The following is a 16,061-nucleotide window of genomic DNA, read 5'->3' as shown; positions in this document are numbered from 1 at the left end:
TGTCGGGCGCTTCGGCCGAGCGAGCTTCTTTAGCCTCCACCTGCGCCGCTTTCGACGCGCCTTTGGAAACAGCGATGCGCTCGTCTTCGTCGCTGTGCTCGATCGTGTCGCTCACGGACCCGGCGAACATGGACGAGGATGCGCCAGGACCATGCTCGGGATCGGGCGCGACGTCGAGTTCCTCGATGACCTGTTCGTCACCAACCTCGACCAGCACGTCGCCGACTTCATCGTCGTCGACGCCGAGATAGGCGGCGATGACCTTGGGATCGGAGCGTACAGAAGAGGGATCGCCATCGGAAATCTTGCGTCCGTATTCCAGCACCACGACATGGTCGGAAATCTGCATGACGACCGACATGTCGTGCTCGATGAGCAGGATCGAGGTGCCCGTGTCCGCCCGGATGCCCATCAGCAACTCGTTGAGCGCCAGCGATTCCCTAGGGTTGAGACCCGCGGCCGGCTCGTCGAGACACAGCAGTTCGGGCTCGGTGCACATGGCGCGCGCAATTTCCAGCCGCCGCTGTGCGCCATAGGGCAGGTCGCCGGCGGGATCGTCGGCACGGTCGATCAGATCGGCTTTTTCCAGCCAGTATTTGGCGAGTTCGACCGATTCTGCAGCCGCTCGCTTGTAGCCGCTGAAGCCCAAGAGCCCGAGGATCGTATAGCCCGAGGCCAGCATCAGCTTGTTGTGCTGGGCGACGAGCAGGTTTTCCAGAAGCGTCATGCCCGAGAACAGGCGGATGTTCTGGAAGGTACGCGCCACCTTGGCCTTGGCGGGGATTTCATGATTGGGCAGGCGCTCGAGCAGATGCGTCGAGCCGTCACGCCGCGTCATGGTGATCATGCCCTCGGTCGGCTTGTAGAAGCCGGTGATGCAGTTGAAAACCGTCGTCTTGCCCGCGCCGTTCGGTCCGATCAACGCGGTGATCTCGCCGCGCTTGGCCTCGAAGGACAGATCGCCGATGGCGACCAGCCCGCCAAACTTCATCGACAGATGTTCGAGCTTGAGGATGGGGGTGCTCATAGTGGCAGCGTCGCTCATCAGCCGTGCCCTTCCTTGGTAAAGGAGCCCGAAACGGCCTTGCGTTCGCGCAGGAAGGCGGTCGGTTCCCGGCTCGATGCAAAGCCGCGCGGCTTCCACAGCATCACCACGACCATCGCCATGCCGAAGAGTAGCATGCGATAGAGCTCGGGCGTGAAGTCCTGACCGAAGAACGACTTGAGGAACTCCATCTCGCGCAGCGCTTCCGTGCCGCCGACCATCACCAGGGCCGCAATGGCGATGCCGACCAGCGAACCCATGCCGCCCAGAACAACGATGGCCAGGATGATGGCCGATTCCAGGAAGACGAAGGATTCGGGGCTGACGAAGCCCTGGCGCGCGGCGAAGAACGAGCCGGCGAAACCGCCGAACATGGCGCCGATGGCGAAGGCCGTCAGCTTGGTGCTGGTGGTGTTGATGCCGAGCGACCGGCAGGCGATTTCATCCTCGCGGAGCGCTTCCCAGGCGCGGCCCACCGGCATGCGGCGCAGGCGAATGGTGACAAAGGCCGTCAGAAGCGCCAAAGCGAGAATAAGATAATAGAGGAAAATCTTGTAGTAGGCGCCCGACTGCGGAATGTCGAAGACCTTGGAGATGTAGTTGGGGTCGGACACGTTGAAGGTGAACCAGCCGAAGAAGCTGACCTTTGGAACGCCCGAAATGCCGGCCGAACCGTTCGTGACCTCACGCCAGTTGATCAGGACCAGCCGGATGATCTCGCCGAAGGCAAGCGTCACGATGGCAAGATAGTCGCCGCGCAGGCGCAGCACCGGAAAGCCCAGCATGACGCCCCAGAACGCGGCGAGGATGCCGGCCATAGGCAGCAGGATCCAGAACGACAGGCCGAAATGCGTGCCCAAGAGCGCGTAGGAATAGGCGCCTACCGCGTAGAAGGCGACATAGCCGAGGTCGAGCAGGCCCGCCAGGCCGACGACAATGTTCAGACCCCAGGCCAGCATGACGTAGATCAGGATCTGGATTCCGAAATTGTCGACCCATTTGAGCGACCCCTGGAAGGCCGCCGAGGTGATGTTGGCTGAACCGTTCGACCATGCCAACAGCGCCAGGATGACCACTACCAGGATGGGGTAGAGGATCAGCGAGACGATGCCGATGGATGCGAAGTTGCGTCCGATGAAGGCGCGGCCATAGAACATGACCGCGGCAACCGCATAGATGATCGCAAAGGCGCGGATCAGCGTGACATAGGCGCCAATGTTCGGGCCGGTCCAGGCGACGATGGCGCTGCCGAAAACGATCAGGACAGCCGCAAGCGCCAGAGAACCGATGAAGAATGGCACACGGAAGAATTTCGTGCCCGTGCTGTCGGGAAGCAGGCCGGTAACCGCATCCGCTATCTTCTGGCGCGCCAGAAACGGCACGGCGTAGGCGACATAGAGAAAACGCACGATCATCGTCAGCACGACGACGGTGGTCAGCAGTCCCCAGCGCGTGACGAGCACCAGTTCGTTGCGAATGTTCTGGTCGGTTTTCAGTCCGATGAAGAAGAAGAACAGGCCGAAGGAGACGACGCCGGCGATGAGCGCCTCGCGCAGCGCCTGCTGCACGGGGCTTGTCGGTTGAGTGGAGGTCTGAAGGCTCATCGGATCAGACCTTCTCGACTTCGGGCCGGCCCAGAATGCCGGAGGGCAGGAAGATCAGCACGATGGCCAGGATCGAGAAGGCGGCGACGTCCTTGTAGTCGATGGAGAAATAGGCCGACCACATGGATTCGATGAAGCCGATCAGAAGCCCGCCGAGGACTGCGCCCGGCAAGGAACCGATGCCGCCGAGAACGGCTGCCGTGAAGGCTTTGACGCCCGGCACGAAACCGTCGGAGAAGGAGACCACGCCGTAATACATCAGGAACAGCGTCCCCGCCACGGCGGCCAGCGACGCGCCCATGATGAAGGTGATCGAGATGGTGCGGTCGACATCGATGCCCAGCAGCGCGGCCATCTTGCGGTCCTGCTCGCAGGCACGCTGCGCGCGGCCCAGCGAGGTCTTGTTGACCAGATACCAGAAGAGCGTCAGCAGCACGGCTGTCACGACCACGATGATGATCTGCTTGAGCGAGATGGAGATGCCGCCGATCTCGTAGACGCGGCTGACCATCTGCGGGATAGGCTTGTTGCGCGGGCCTTGCGTGACCTGCACGAAGTTGGAGAGCGCGATCGACATGCCGATGGCAGTAATCAGCGGCGCGAGCCGGAACGAGCCGCGCAGCGGGCGGTAGGCGACCTTCTCGATGGTCCAGTTGTACAGGCTGGTCATCAGCATCGCCACGATCATCATGATCAACAGGGCGATGACCACCGGAACCGAATAGAACAGGCTGGTGAGGGCAAGGAACACGATCAAGGCGATGAAGGCGCCGATCATGAAGATGTCGCCATGGGCGAAGTTGATCATGCCTATGATGCCATAGACCATCGTGTACCCGATGGCGATCAGGCCATAGATCGACCCCAGCGTCAGCCCGTTGATAAGCTGCTGGATGAAATACTGCATAATCTTGAGGCTCCCCTGGGCGTGATAGCACCCGCCCTTTCTTGTATTCCCCGGTCTACAATCTCGCGTCGCGATGCGCTTGGCTCAATGAACCTTGCGCGGTATCGGGTCTGCCTTTTCGGGGTGCCCGTGTTTTTGATCGCGGCTCGAAACCTTGATGGAAGCTAGCACTGCTCTTCGGCGATGTCCTCACCCATCTTGGTTCATTTTCATGACCCTGCGGAAAGGAACACATTCCTTTCCGCTCAATGAGGACGTTCGGCTTCAGACTGCAATACTCCTTTCGTCTCTATCGACAGGAATATGCCCATCGCCTGGGCATATGATCATTGAACGACGAAACCGTGCGCGAACGGATCGCGGTCGTCGATGAAAATCGTATTCAGGCCGGTCATCCGCGCCCATCCACCGATAGACGGTATGATCGCCGGCTTGCTGGCCAGTTCGACCTCTTCCTCGACCCTGCCCTTGAACAGCGAGCCGATGATGGATTCGTGGACGAAGCTGTCTCCCGCCTTCAGCCTGCCCTTGCCGTGCAATTGCGCCATGCGCGCCGAGGTGCCGGTGCCGCAGGGCGAACGGTCGATGGCCTTGTCGCCGTAGAACACGGCATTGCGCGCATCCGCCTCGGGATGGGTGGCCGCCCCGGTCCACAAGAGATGCGTCAGCCGGTTTATCTCCGGTTTTTCGGGGTGCTGAAACGCATAGAGCTCGTTGAGCCGCTGGCGCACCACAGGGCTCCAGGCAATGAGGTCGCCGGCGGAATGATCGGCTAGGTCGCGGAAATTATCCTGTGGCTCGACGATGGCGTAAAAATTGCCGCCATAGGCGACGTCGACCTTGATCTCGCCGAGCGTCGGGCATTCCACCGTCAGCCCTTCGGCATAAAGGAACGACGGAACATTAGTGATCCGCACCTCCTCGACATAGTCGCCGACCTGGCTGTATTCGGCGATGACCAGCCCAGCGGGCGTGTCGAGCCGGAGCACACCCGGCGTCTTCGGCTTCACAAGGCCGTTCTCGATGGCCATGGTGACGGTGCCGATGGTGCCATGACCGCACATCGGCAGGCATCCGGAGGTCTCTATGAACAGGATGGCGATGTCGCAATCCTCGCGCGTCGGCGGATAGAGGATCGAACCCGACATCACGTCATGACCGCGCGGCTCGAACATCAGCCCGGTTCGTATCCAGTCGAACTCTTCGAGAAAATGCGCGCGCCGCTCCATCATGGTGGAGCCTTTCAGGAGCGGTCCGCCGCCCGCAACCAGCCGGACCGGGTTTCCGCAGGTGTGGCCGTCGATGCAGGTGAAGGTGTGGCGCGCCATGACGAGACCTCGGATTAGAACCGTTGGGAAGAGAAGGGCGCGATGTCCATGGGCAGAGAGTGCCCCAGAACCAGATCGCGGATCAAGCGCCCCGTGGCGGCCGATTGGGTCAGCCCCAGATGGCCGTGACCGAAGGCGTAGAAGACATTGGAGGCGTTGCGCGCCCGACCGATGACGGGAAGCGAATCGGGCAGCGACGGTCGGTAGCCCATCCAGTCGCGGCCACCGCTGGCGTCGAGACCCGGCAAGAAACGCTTGGCCTTGTCCAGCATGGCGCGTGAGCGGGCATAATTGGGCGGCAGGGCGAGCCCGCCGAGTTCGACGGCCCCGCCGATGCGCAGGCCAGTGGACAAGGGCGTGACGACGAAACCATGGGCGGAAAAGATCAGTTGCCGCTTCACATCGAAGGCGGATGCCGGCAGCGTGGTGTTGTAGCCGCGCTCGGTCTCCAGCGGAATGCGTTCGCCGAACTGCCGCGCCAGACGGTGCGACCATGCGCCGGCGGCAACGACCAGCGTCTTCGCACGTTCGGTGCGGCCATCGGCGAGATGGAGTTCAACACCGCCCTCGCCCGTCGCGACATGGCGCACCAGACCTTGGACGAACCGCGCGCCATGGGCCTCGGCATATGCCCAGACGGCCTTGCCGAGCAGTTTGGGGTCGGCAACCGTCTTCCAGCCAGGCACGAAGGTGCCCCTGACGAAGCGGGGCGAAAGGCCTGGCTGCAAAGCGGCCAGTTCGTCGCCCTCGACATGACGGTATTTTATGCCGAAGCGGTCGCGCGCGCGCCAGCCGGGCAACGAGGCCGTGAATTCCGCGTCGCTCTCATAAAGTTCGAGCGAACCGTCGTCGCGCAGCATCGGCTGCGTGGAGGACCGCCGCATCAGCTCCGTCCACTCACTTTCGGCAAGCTGCATCATCGCCGCCTGCGCGGCTAGGCTGGCTTCGTAGTGCTCCGGCGCTCCAGCCTTCCAAAAGCGCAGCAGCCAGGGCAGCAGTTTCGGCAGATAAGTCGGCGGGATAGCGAGCGGCCCGAGCGGATCCATCAGCCATTTCGGCACATTGCGCATCATGCCCTTCTGGGCCAGCGGCAGCACGTCTGAGAACGCAAACGCCGCCGCATTGCCGGAGCTTGTCTCCTCGCAAATGCCGGTGCGGTCGAAGATTGTGACGGACCGCCCGGCCTCGGCCAGATAGGCCGCGACCGCGATGCCGACGATGCCGGCACCGACGATGGCGATGTCATGGGCGTGTGGCTGCACGGACGCCTCTGTCATTGTGGTTCAACGAGACATTTCATCATGAGCGGGTTGGGGAGCTTTTCATTGTGCATTGACCACCCCAGCTTCGCATAAAATCCAACCGCGTCTTGTGCAACATAGGCTCGCAGGCGTTCGATGCCCAATTGTCGCGCATAGGCTTCGACGTCGCTCATGAGAGCACGACCTAACCCCTGCCGCTGCCTTTGGGACGTGACAGCCACAAGCCGAACCGAAGCGGATCCGTCCAGATGATCGTCGAGACGCGCAGTACCGACCGCCTCGCCCTGGGCGAGAAACAAAAGCGGGTGATGGTTCTCATCCTGCTCGTCCGGATGATCTTCATCGTAAGCCGCAATGCGGCCGCGTGCCTCAAACAGAACGCCGCGTCGGATGCCGTGATAGGCAGCCCACTGGCCGGGCGTAGCGACCCTGACCAGCTTTATCGTCAGCGCACTCTGATTGAGTTCGGTCATACTCAGAACTGCGGCAGTGTCGGCCGGATCGCCAAGGCGTCGGTGATCACCTTCTCGACCTTTGCGCGGCGCTCGCCCGACAGCGGCTTGCGCGGCATGCGCACGCGCTCGTTGGTGCCGATGGCATGCACTTCCGCGAGCTTGATGTTCTGCACCAGATAGGTCGAGACGTCGAGGTCCAGCAAAGGACGGAACCAACGATAGATCGCCAGCGCCTCGTCACGACGGCCTTGCTTCATCAGTTGGTAGATTGCTACCGTTTCACGAGGGAAAGCTGTGACGAGACCGGCCACCCAGCCGATCGCGCCGACCGAAAGCGCTTCGAAAGCCAGATTGTCGACGCCGGTGAACAGGTCGTACCGGTCGCCGAGGCGGTTGATGATCTCAGTCGAGCGGCGGATGTCGTCGGAGGATTCTTTGACCGCCACGAAGCGTTTGTCCGAAGCCAGTTCCTCCATGATGTCGACGGTGACGTCGACGCGATAGGCGAGCCGGTTGGAATAGATCATGACAGGCAGGTCGCCGGCTTCAGCCACTGCGCGGAGGGTCGCGACGGTCTCTTCCTCATTGGTGTGGTAGATCGGGCTCGGAACGACCATCAGTCCGTCCGCACCTTCCTTGGCGGCACGCTTGGCCAATGCAGCGGCCTCGCGGGTGCCGGCTTCGTTGATGGTCAGCAGCACCGGCTTGCTGGCGGCAACCTTTTGCGCTGCTTTCAACACCTCGATCTTCTCATCCTGCGACAGCATCGGACCTTCGCCCAGCGACCCGCAGACGATGATGCCGTCGCAACCCGCCTCCATCTGCAGCGCGTAACAACGCTCCATTTCAGCGTAATCGAGGCGATCATCATCGGTGAACTTGGTCGTAACGGCCGGAAAAACTCCGCTCCACATAGCGCTCTCCATCTGATATATTAGTGATATCCAATCATGAAGACGGCACTCTGTCAATGGCCTTGCTGGTCTGATATATAAGATGGATATTTTCACGTTTCCAAAGAGGTAGCCGATGGATTCTGAGAGTTTGGAGCCGTTGGCGATCCAGGCATACCGTGCGCTCGAACGGATGATCGTTACATTGGAACTGTCTCCGGGGAGCATTGCGACGGAAGCTGCCCTCATCGAAAAGCTCGGGCTCGGCCGCACACCAGTGCGCGAGGCCATCCAGCGCCTTGCCTGGGAAGGCCTGCTGGAAATTCGCCCCCGCGCGGGGTTGGCGATCACCCAATTGCACCCTGCGGACTGGGTGCGGGTGATCGATGCACGGCGGGGGGTGGAGGTGGTGTTGGCGCGGTCGGCGGCCCGCTTTGTAACCCAGGAGGCGGCTCACAGGTTCCACGATGCCGCCATTGCCATGCAGCAGGCCGTTTTATCCGGCAATGTCGTCGCCTTTCTAGACGCAGATAAGGCTTTTGACGATGCGCTGGCGCTGGCGTCCGATAATCCCTTTGCCACGCGCGTCGCGGCACCGTTGCAGACGCATAGCCGCCGATACTGGTTCCGTCACCAGCGCGAGACCGGCCTGGCGGAATCCGCCGAGCATCACGTTGGGCTGATCCGGATGATCCTAGAACATGACGAGGACGGGGCCGCAGCCGAAGCCGAGCGCCTCATGACCCTGTTGCGCAGCCACGCACAGAGTGCGGCGCTGCGGTAACAGCCAACGCGACGCTGCCGCGAGCGGAAACAAAAAAGGGCGCAGCCGAAGCCGCGCCCTTGATCTCTGATGGCGGAATGCTCTCAGTTCATCGTCGGGATGACGAACTCCGCGCCATCCTTGATGCCGGACGGCCAACGCGAAGTGACGGTCTTGGTCTTGGTGTAGAAACGGAACGCGTCCGCGCCGTGCTGGTTGAGGTCGCCGAAGGACGAAGCCTTCCAGCCGCCGAAGGTGTAGTAGGCGATCGGCACCGGGATCGGCACATTGACACCGACCATGCCAACCTGAACGCGCGAGGCGAAGTCGCGGGCCGCGTCGCCGTCGCGGGTGAAGATGGCAGTGCCATTGCCCATTTCGTGGTCATTGGTGATCTTCAGCGCGTAGTCGTAGTTGGGCGCACGCACAACGGACAGCACAGGGCCAAAGATTTCTTCCTTGTATATGCGCATGTCGGGTGTGACGTTGTCGAACAGGCAGCCACCCATGTAGTAGCCGTTCTCGTAGCCCTGCATCTTGAAGCCGCGACCGTCGACGACCAGCTTCGCACCTTCCTTCACGCCGATATCGACGTAGTTCTTGATGCGATCCAGCGCCTGGCTCGTGACGACGGGACCGAAGTCAGCCGAGGAATCTGTGGAAGGGCCGACCTTGAGGCTTTCGACGCGGGGGATGAGCTTTTCCATCAAGCGGTTCGCGGTGTCTTCGCCCACCGGCACGGCTACCGAAATCGCCATGCAGCGTTCGCCGGCCGAGCCGTAGCCTGCGCCAATCAGCGCGTCGACGGTCTGGTCGAGATCGGCGTCGGGCATGATGATCATGTGGTTCTTGGCGCCGCCGAAGCACTGGACGCGCTTGCCGTTGGCGCAGCCGCGCGAATAGATGTATTCGGCGATCGGCGTCGAGCCGACGAAGCCGACGGCCTTGATGTCGCGGTCGTCGAGAATGGCATCGACCACCTCCTTGTCGCCGTTGACAACATTGAGCACGCCGGCCGGCAGACCTGCCTCGAGGAACAGTTCGGCGATGCGCAGCGGCACACCGGGATCGCGCTCGGACGGCTTGAGGATGAAGGCGTTGCCGCAGGCAATCGCCGGTGCGATCTTCCACAGCGGGATCATGGCCGGGAAGTTGAACGGGGTAATGCCGGCGACGACGCCGAGCGCCTGGCGCATCGAATAGACGTCGATGCCGGTTCCGGCATTGTCCGTGAACTCGCCCTTCAGCATGTGCGGGGCACCGATGCAGACTTCAACCACTTCCAGGCCGCGCTGGATGTCGCCCTTGGCGTCGGCAATGGTCTTGCCATGCTCGCGCGCCAGCAACTCGGCCAACGAGTCGTATTCCTTCTGGGCGAGTTCCAGGAACTTCATCAACACGCGCGCCCGGCGCTGCGGATTGGTGGCAGCCCAACCGACCTGTGCTGCCTTGGCGTTCTCCACGGCTGCGCGCAGTTCGGCAGCGGAAGCGAGCGCCACGGTGCCACGCACCGTGCCGTCCATTGGCTGCATCACATCCTGCTTGCGCCCGCTGGTTCCGGCGACATGCTTGCCGCCGATGAAATGTCCATAATCGACCATTGTTTCGCTCCCTGAAGGATTATTCGGGCATTGTTGCCCTTTGAGCCAGGCAATGCAACGCGCAGGGGAAAACCATCCGATGTGCGTGAAATAAACAGCAAATGGCGCTTGGGCATTAATTGCCGCAAATGATATCCTGCCAGCGAATGGAGCTGGCAATGAATTGGGATGACGTTCGTATTTTCCTCGCAGTTGCGCGCGCCGGCCAGATTCTCGGTGCGGCACGGCGACTGGAACTGAACCATGCGACGGTTTCCAGGCGCATCGCGGCCTTGGAGGAGGCGCTGCATGCCAAGCTTTTCCGGCGGCTGACCACCGGCAGCGAATTGACGCCGGCGGGCGAGCGGTTTCTCGGCATCGCCGAACGGATGGAAGCCGACATGATCGCCGCCCGGGCCGAGGTCTCGGGCGAAGGCGACGATATTTCGGGCACGGTGCGCATCGGTGCGCCGGATGGCTTTGGCGTCGCTTTCCTGGCTCCGCGTCTCGGGCCGTTGACGACACTGCATCAGGGCCTGCGCATCCAACTCGTACCGGTGCCGCGATCCTTCTCGCTGTCGCGGCGCGAGGCCGATATCGTTATCACCACGGAACGGCCGAGCGAAGGCCGGCTCGTTGCGGGCAAGCTGGTGGACTACACGCTGGGTCTCTATGTTTCGCGCGGCTACGCTGAAAAGCACGGCCTGCCGGCATCGCAGGAGGACTTGGCCAAGCATAGTCTGATCGGCTACGTGCCCGACCTCGTGGTGAGCCAGTCGCTGGACTATGCGTCCGAATTCAGCCCCGATTGGGACTCGGCGTTTTCGATTTCATCGGCGCTCGGCCAGGTCGAAGCCGTCCGGGCGGGCGCGGGCATCGGCATCCTGCACAGCTTCATCGCGCGCACCTTCGAGGAACTGGTGCCTGTGCCGGTGGCGCCGCCCATCCGCCGAGCCTATTGGCTCATCTATCATGAATCGGTCCGCCCGCTGCGGCGTATCCAGACGGTTGCCGGCTACATCACCAAGGCGGTCGAGCGTGAACGTGCGCTGTTCATATAGAGTGATCCAAGCGGCGCGGCCGGCCAGGCTGCTCGCCTATCCAGCCAGGTGCCGGAAAGCGGCGACCACTTCGTCATAGACCTTGCGCTTGAACGGAACGATGAGGTCGGGAAGTTCCTGCATCGGTTTCCACTCCCAACGATCGAATTCGGCCTCGTGGCCTCCCGGCGGCGGGTTGATGGCGATTTCGCTTTCGTCTCCCTCGAAGCGGAAGGCAAACCATTTCTGTGTTTGGCCACGATACTTGCCATTGAGCGCGATGCCCATCATGTGCTCCGGCAGATCATAATTGATCCACTCCAGGGCTTCGGCGAGCAGCGTCACGCTGCGCATACCGGTTTCCTCGTAGAGTTCGCGCAGCGCGGCCGGCAGCGGATCCTCGCCCTTGTCAATACCGCCTTGCGGCATCTGCCACAATTTGTCAGCTCCGGTCATTTCGCTGAGCTCGTCGACCAGCCGATGACCGGCCCAGACCAATCCTTGGCCGTTCAGCACCATAATGCCGACGCAGGGCCGGTATGGCAGGTCGCGTGGGTCGACGACTTTCTTCTTCGACATGGATTTCAGCCTCTTTCGGTGATGGCAGATGCGGAGATATCGATACGCTGAACGTCTATAAATCAAAACTGCCGGAGACTCGCGTCTCCGGCAGGGAATTGAAACTCTGTGAATGCTACGCAGAACCTTACTGGTTCATCACGGCCTTTTGCGGGTTCGGCGGGAAGGACGGATCCGTCTTCACGCCGCGCAACAGATCGAGCGCGTAGTTCAGTTGCAGATCATCCTTGGGCTCCGGCGGCACATAGGCCGACGAACCCGAACCCTCGTCGCTCTCCTCCACGCCCTTGATGTGACCCTTCAGTTCGGACTCGCCACGCGTGACGTCCTGGCCCTTGAGTTCATCCGGCAGCGGCTGGTCGACCTTGACGTCGGGCGAGATGCCCTTGCCCTGGATCGACTTGCCCGACGGCGTGTAATACAGCGCCGTGGTCAGACGCAAAGCACCGTTCTCGGCGAGAGGAATGATGGTCTGCACCGAGCCCTTGCCGAAGGACTGCGTACCAACCACCGTCGCGCGGCGATGATCCTGCAGCGCGCCCGCGACGATCTCGGACGCACTCGCCGAACCGCCATTGATCAGGACGATCAGCGGCTTGCCGTCGATCAGATCGCCGGGACGGGAGTCGAAGCGCGTGACATCCTTCGGATCGCGGCCACGGGTGGAAACCACCTCGCCACGGTCGAGGAACGCATCGGAAACGCTGACCGCCTGATCGAGCAAACCGCCAGGGTTGAGGCGCAGATCGAGGACATAGCCCTTGAGCTTATCGGCAGGAATGTCCTTCTTGATCGTGGCGATGGCGGCCTGCAGATCGTCGAAGGTCTTTTCCGTGAACGAGGTCACCTTCATGTAGCCGACGTCGTTTTCGACGCGGAACTTGACCGCCTTGACCTTGATGATATCGCGGACCACCTCGATGTTGATCGGCTTGTCGGCGCCTTCGCGCAGGATTTCGAGCTTGATCGGGGTGTTGACCAGCCCGCGCATCTTCTCGACTGCATCGTTCAACGTCAGACCACGCACTTCCTGACCGTCGATCTTTGAAATGTAATCGCCTGCCAGAACGCCGGCCTTGGCAGCGGGCGTATCGTCGATGGGGGTGATGACCTTGACGAGTTCGTTCTCCATCGTCACTTCGATGCCTAGACCGCCGAACTCACCCTTGGTCTGGACGCGCATGTCCTTGGCGGCTTCCGCGTTCATGTAGGACGAATGCGGGTCGAGCGAGGTCAGCATGCCGTTGATGGCGTTTTCGACCAGCGACTTGTCGTCCGGCGGGGTCACATACTGGCCGCGGACCCGTTCGAAGATATCTCCGAAGATCGAAAGCTGCTTGTAGGTGTCCGAAGCCGCCGCATTCGCCGTCGCGCTCGCGCCGCCCTGGATGAGGCTCATCGCGGAGGCGCCCATCAAGGCCCCGGCAAGAAGAAGCGACAGTTTACGCATCATTTCAGGTCCTTCCAGAAATACGGTCCGCCCACCACGGAGCTGGATCGACGGGTTTTCCATCCTTACGGAACTCTACATAGAGCTCCGGTGTCGCAACTTCAGCGCCAGAGTTCGACATATCAGCCACCCTGGCCTCTCCCATCGCACCGATCGGCTCACCCGATAAAACGGACTGCCCCGGCGCGACATTGATTCTGGTCATCCCCGCCAGGACGACATGATAGCCATCCCCGGCGTTCAGGATCAAGAGTTGCCCGTAAGAACGGAACGGACCTGCATACAAAACGCTCCCATCCATAGGCGCTGTGACGATGGCGTTGGATTGTGTCGCAACCATGTCGCCAAGCATCACGCCGCCGTTACCATCGGAGCTGCCGAAACGTCGCATGACTTTGCCGACAACGGGAAGTGCGACCTGACCGCGCATCAGCGAAAACGGAGTCGAAGCCACCAGCCTGTTGGCCTTGGGAACCGGCAGCGAAGCGAGCTCCGCGTGGCGGCGTTCGGCTTCTTCCAATGCCTTCTGCGCGGCGGCTTCCGCCGCCTGGCGTTTTGCCGCCTCGCGCTCGGCGGATGCGATCAGGTCGCGCAGGCTCTCCGCCCGGCTCGCCAGCTCAGCTGAGCGTTTCCTCTCGTCGACCAGAGCCAGCTCGGTTGCGCTCTGCAGCCGCACCTTTTCTTCCATCAAAAGTTCGAGGCGTTTTTTCTCGGCTGCCTGTTCTTCCATGGCCGCCGTAAGCCGCGTCCGCTCGGCTTCGATGGACGCCGTGACTTTTGAGAGCTCGCGAAGATCGGCGATCAGAATATCGGTTTCTTCCCGCAGTTCCGGCACCACGGCACCCAGGAGAATGGCGCTGCGGACCGACGACAGGGCGTCTTCCGGCTTCACCAGAATGGCGGGCGGCGGGTTGAGACCCATGCGCTGCAGCGCGCCCAGCACCTCGGCGAGCACAGCGCTGCGCGCGGCGAGCGAGGTGCGGATGCCGTCCTCCTGCCGCTTGAGGACTTCCATCTTGCCGCCGATGACCTCGATATCCTCCCCCAGCTTGCGCTCGGTCTTGGCCGACTGGATCAGCGAGGCGGTGATGCTGGCATGATCCTTCTTCACCCCCGCAATATCGTCGGCGAGACGCTCCAGGCGTTCGGCCGACAACGTTATCTCGTTGGAGATGGTTTCGTATTCAGCGCGTGTGGCGTCCGGATTGGATGCCGGAGCGTCCTGCGTATGACCGGCCTGGACCGCACACAGGAACATGACCGCCGCGACAAGGCAGCGCGGCAGAGGCATCCGTCCATGGCTGTTCCGGCAGAAGATCATCCGGCGTTCCGTTTGCGTCGGCGGCATTGTAGATCGGCTGTGTTAACGAACCATCAACCATGATCGGCCGCCTCACCACAGGCATGCCTGACGGTGGATTTTGGCGAATTCCGGGCGCAGGGTTCTTTCCCGCAGACCGCTACGCCCTATGGTAGGGGTGTCCCGACAGGATCGTCGCCGCTCGATAGAGTTGTTCGCCCAGCATGATTCGCACCATCTGGTGCGGCCAAGTCGCCGCTCCGAACGAGACCAGCAGCGACGCTTCCGATCGCAGCGTCTCGTCGTGCCCATCCGGCCCGCCGATGGCGAGCATGAGGGATTTCTGGCCACCGTCGCGAATGGCGGCAATGCGGTCGGCAAAAATCTGGGAGGAAATATTTTTTCCGCGCTCATCCAGCAGGATCAGGGCGCTGCCCGGTGCCATGGCGGCACGCAGCTTGCCGGCTTCCTCGCGGCGACGTTCGTCGACGTCGCGCGCACGGCTTTCGACGGTCTCAGTGATGCCGCCGAAATCAAATCCGAGAGACGCGGCGCTTTTTGCGAAACGGTCGAAATAACGGTCCGCAAGTTCCTTTTCGGGGCCGGCCTTCATCCGGCCCACGACATGTACCGCGACTTTCATCCAGGCTCAGTGCAGCGTTTCTTCACCGAGGTCGGGAGCCATCCACATCTTTTCGATGTTGTAGAACTCCCTCACTTCCGGACGGAACACATGCACGATGACATCGCCCGAATCGATCAGGACCCAGTCGGCACCCGCCAGCCCTTCGACGCGGGCGGTGCCGAAACCGGCATCCTTCAGCGCCTTGAGCAGGTGGTCCGACACGGCCGCCACATGGCGGTGCGATCGACCCGACGCAACGACCATATAGTCGCCGAGGCTCGATTTCCGCTGTATGTCGATAGAGACGATGTTTTCGGCCTTGGAGTCGTCCAGACTGGCAAGGACTATTTCGAGGGCACGGGACACGGCGTCGCTTCCGCTGATCCCGGCCGGTGAAGGCACGATGTCGGCCTTCTTCCGCAGTGCTGTTCTCAGTGTCTTTCCTTCCGAAACAAGAACAACCAAATCACCTTTCCGGTGACACTTGTTAGATAGGCAGAGTCCTGCAACAGTTTCAAGACGACCGAACGATCAAAACTTTACTCCAGATGATGATATCTCAACGCGACCTTTTTAACCGCTCGACTTGCCGTTCCTGATCGCGGTCGACGACAAGGGCGAGCGCGGACCGTGGATGAACGTCCAGGCTGGCGCCTTGATCCGCGCCAGGCGCGGCGCGTCTGCCTCGTCCACCCGCGCATAGTCGAAGGTTTTGGCCACCACCGACGACAGGAAAGACAGCGTCGCGCCGGGGCGGTCGATCACCGCGATCGGGAAGGTGGAGGCAATCTGTCGCCAGCGCTGCCAGCGGTGGAATTGCGCGAGATTGTCGGCGCCCATGACCCAGACGAAATCCACGCCGGGATTGCGCGCCTTGACCAGTTCCAGTGTGTCGGCGGTGTAGCGGACATTGTAGCTCGCCTCGAAGGCGGTGACCTTGATGCGCGGGTCGGTCGCGATTTTCTCCGACCGCTCCAGCCGATCCTTGAGCGGCGCGAGTTCGCGCGTGCTCTTGAGAGGGTTGCCCGGCGTCACCATCCACCAGAGCTGGTCGAGCGCAAGGCGGCGCAGCGCAATTTCGGCTACCAGCGCATGGCCGGCATGGGGCGGATTGAACGAGCCGCCGAACAGCCCCACCTGCATGCCTTTTTCGACATAGGGCATGCGGAGGTAGCGGGATGGGATGTCCGACAATGCCATGCGTTCACACTCTCGCGGTCGAAAGCAGAA

Annotated in this window: 15 protein-coding genes and 1 pseudogene; 2 read left to right on the top strand and 14 right to left on the bottom strand. The window is 61.8% G+C overall.

The window, feature by feature from the left end; translation table 11 throughout:
• Window positions 1-4: 4 nt before the first annotated feature.
• The 7 genes and pseudogenes from ICI42_RS05895 to ICI42_RS05865 form a co-directional block, all read right to left on the bottom strand.
• Window positions 5-1,045, bottom strand: a pseudogene (locus ICI42_RS05895) (ABC transporter ATP-binding protein); the annotation flags it as partial.
• Window positions 1,045-2,649 carry a high-affinity branched-chain amino acid ABC transporter permease LivM gene (livM, locus tag ICI42_RS05890; protein ID WP_188163552.1) on the bottom strand — a complete coding sequence of 535 codons (1,605 nt, stop codon included), beginning with the start codon at window positions 2,647-2,649 and terminating at the stop codon, window positions 1,045-1,047. The gene livM and the pseudogene ICI42_RS05895, both read right to left, overlap by 1 nt.
• A gap of 4 nt (window positions 2,650-2,653) precedes the next feature.
• Window positions 2,654-3,556 carry a branched-chain amino acid ABC transporter permease gene (locus tag ICI42_RS05885; RefSeq protein WP_188163551.1) on the bottom strand — a complete coding sequence of 301 codons (903 nt, stop codon included), beginning with the start codon at window positions 3,554-3,556 and terminating at the stop codon, window positions 2,654-2,656.
• A gap of 326 nt (window positions 3,557-3,882) precedes the next feature.
• Complete coding sequence (locus ICI42_RS05880) at window positions 3,883-4,884, bottom strand: 4-hydroxyproline epimerase (RefSeq protein WP_188163550.1); 1,002 nt, start codon at window positions 4,882-4,884, stop codon at window positions 3,883-3,885.
• A 14-nt stretch (window positions 4,885-4,898) separates the two neighbouring features.
• Window positions 4,899-6,161: an NAD(P)/FAD-dependent oxidoreductase gene (locus ICI42_RS05875; protein WP_188163549.1), complete on the bottom strand. Its 1,263-nt coding sequence runs from the start codon at window positions 6,159-6,161 to the stop codon at window positions 4,899-4,901.
• Window positions 6,158-6,619 (bottom strand): GNAT family N-acetyltransferase, encoded by a 462-nt coding sequence (locus ICI42_RS05870; RefSeq protein ID WP_188163548.1) that lies wholly within the window; start codon window positions 6,617-6,619, stop codon window positions 6,158-6,160. The genes ICI42_RS05875 and ICI42_RS05870 overlap by 4 nt, the downstream gene beginning before the upstream one ends.
• A gap of 2 nt (window positions 6,620-6,621) precedes the next feature.
• Window positions 6,622-7,515 carry a dihydrodipicolinate synthase family protein gene (locus tag ICI42_RS05865; RefSeq protein WP_188163547.1) on the bottom strand — a complete coding sequence of 298 codons (894 nt, stop codon included), beginning with the start codon at window positions 7,513-7,515 and terminating at the stop codon, window positions 6,622-6,624.
• Between the two features lie 115 nt (window positions 7,516-7,630).
• Between ICI42_RS05865 and ICI42_RS05860 the strand changes: the two genes are divergently transcribed.
• Window positions 7,631-8,278 carry a GntR family transcriptional regulator gene (locus tag ICI42_RS05860; RefSeq protein ID WP_188163546.1) on the top strand — a complete coding sequence of 216 codons (648 nt, stop codon included), beginning with the start codon at window positions 7,631-7,633 and terminating at the stop codon, window positions 8,276-8,278.
• An 83-nt stretch (window positions 8,279-8,361) separates the two neighbouring features.
• Here ICI42_RS05860 and ICI42_RS05855 read toward each other — a convergent pair whose 3' ends face one another.
• Window positions 8,362-9,858, bottom strand: coding sequence for a CoA-acylating methylmalonate-semialdehyde dehydrogenase (locus tag ICI42_RS05855; protein WP_188163545.1), 1,497 nt, complete (start codon window positions 9,856-9,858; stop codon window positions 8,362-8,364).
• Window positions 9,859-10,016: 158 nt separating this feature from the next.
• On the opposite strand from ICI42_RS05855, the gene ICI42_RS05850 reads away from it, so the two are divergent.
• Window positions 10,017-10,898 carry a LysR family transcriptional regulator gene (locus ICI42_RS05850; RefSeq protein WP_188163544.1) on the top strand — a complete coding sequence of 294 codons (882 nt, stop codon included), beginning with the start codon at window positions 10,017-10,019 and terminating at the stop codon, window positions 10,896-10,898.
• A gap of 36 nt (window positions 10,899-10,934) precedes the next feature.
• Here ICI42_RS05850 and ICI42_RS05845 read toward each other — a convergent pair whose 3' ends face one another.
• The 6 genes from ICI42_RS05845 to ICI42_RS05820 all read right to left on the bottom strand — a co-directional run bounded on the left by ICI42_RS05845 (window position 10,935) and on the right by ICI42_RS05820 (window position 15,995).
• Window positions 10,935-11,456, bottom strand: a complete 522-nt coding sequence (locus tag ICI42_RS05845) for an RNA pyrophosphohydrolase (protein WP_188163543.1) — start codon at window positions 11,454-11,456, stop codon at window positions 10,935-10,937.
• A gap of 127 nt (window positions 11,457-11,583) precedes the next feature.
• Window positions 11,584-12,909, bottom strand: coding sequence for a S41 family peptidase (locus ICI42_RS05840; RefSeq protein WP_188163542.1), 1,326 nt, complete (start codon window positions 12,907-12,909; stop codon window positions 11,584-11,586).
• A gap of 1 nt (window position 12,910) precedes the next feature.
• Entirely contained in the window at window positions 12,911-14,227 is a 1,317-nt protein-coding gene (locus tag ICI42_RS05835; protein WP_407945131.1) for a murein hydrolase activator EnvC family protein, read from the bottom strand.
• 139 nt (window positions 14,228-14,366) lie between these two features.
• Complete coding sequence (rlmH, locus tag ICI42_RS05830) at window positions 14,367-14,849, bottom strand: 23S rRNA (pseudouridine(1915)-N(3))-methyltransferase RlmH (RefSeq protein ID WP_188163541.1); 483 nt, start codon at window positions 14,847-14,849, stop codon at window positions 14,367-14,369.
• A gap of 6 nt (window positions 14,850-14,855) precedes the next feature.
• On the bottom strand, window positions 14,856-15,233 hold the full coding sequence (gene rsfS, locus ICI42_RS05825; RefSeq protein WP_330999118.1) for a ribosome silencing factor: 378 nt from the start codon (window positions 15,231-15,233) through the stop codon (window positions 14,856-14,858).
• A 171-nt stretch (window positions 15,234-15,404) separates the two neighbouring features.
• A complete protein-coding gene (locus ICI42_RS05820) occupies window positions 15,405-15,995 on the bottom strand; it encodes a nicotinate-nucleotide adenylyltransferase (RefSeq protein ID WP_188163737.1) in 591 nt (196 codons plus the stop codon).
• Between the last annotated feature and the right edge of the window lie 66 nt (window positions 15,996-16,061).

The organism is Oryzicola mucosus, assembly GCF_014534685.1.
In the GTDB taxonomy this organism is placed as follows: domain Bacteria; phylum Pseudomonadota; class Alphaproteobacteria; order Rhizobiales; family Rhizobiaceae; genus Oryzicola; species Oryzicola mucosus.
Note: the sequence above shows the minus strand (reverse complement) of the source record. Positions and strands in the feature narration are given on the sequence as shown.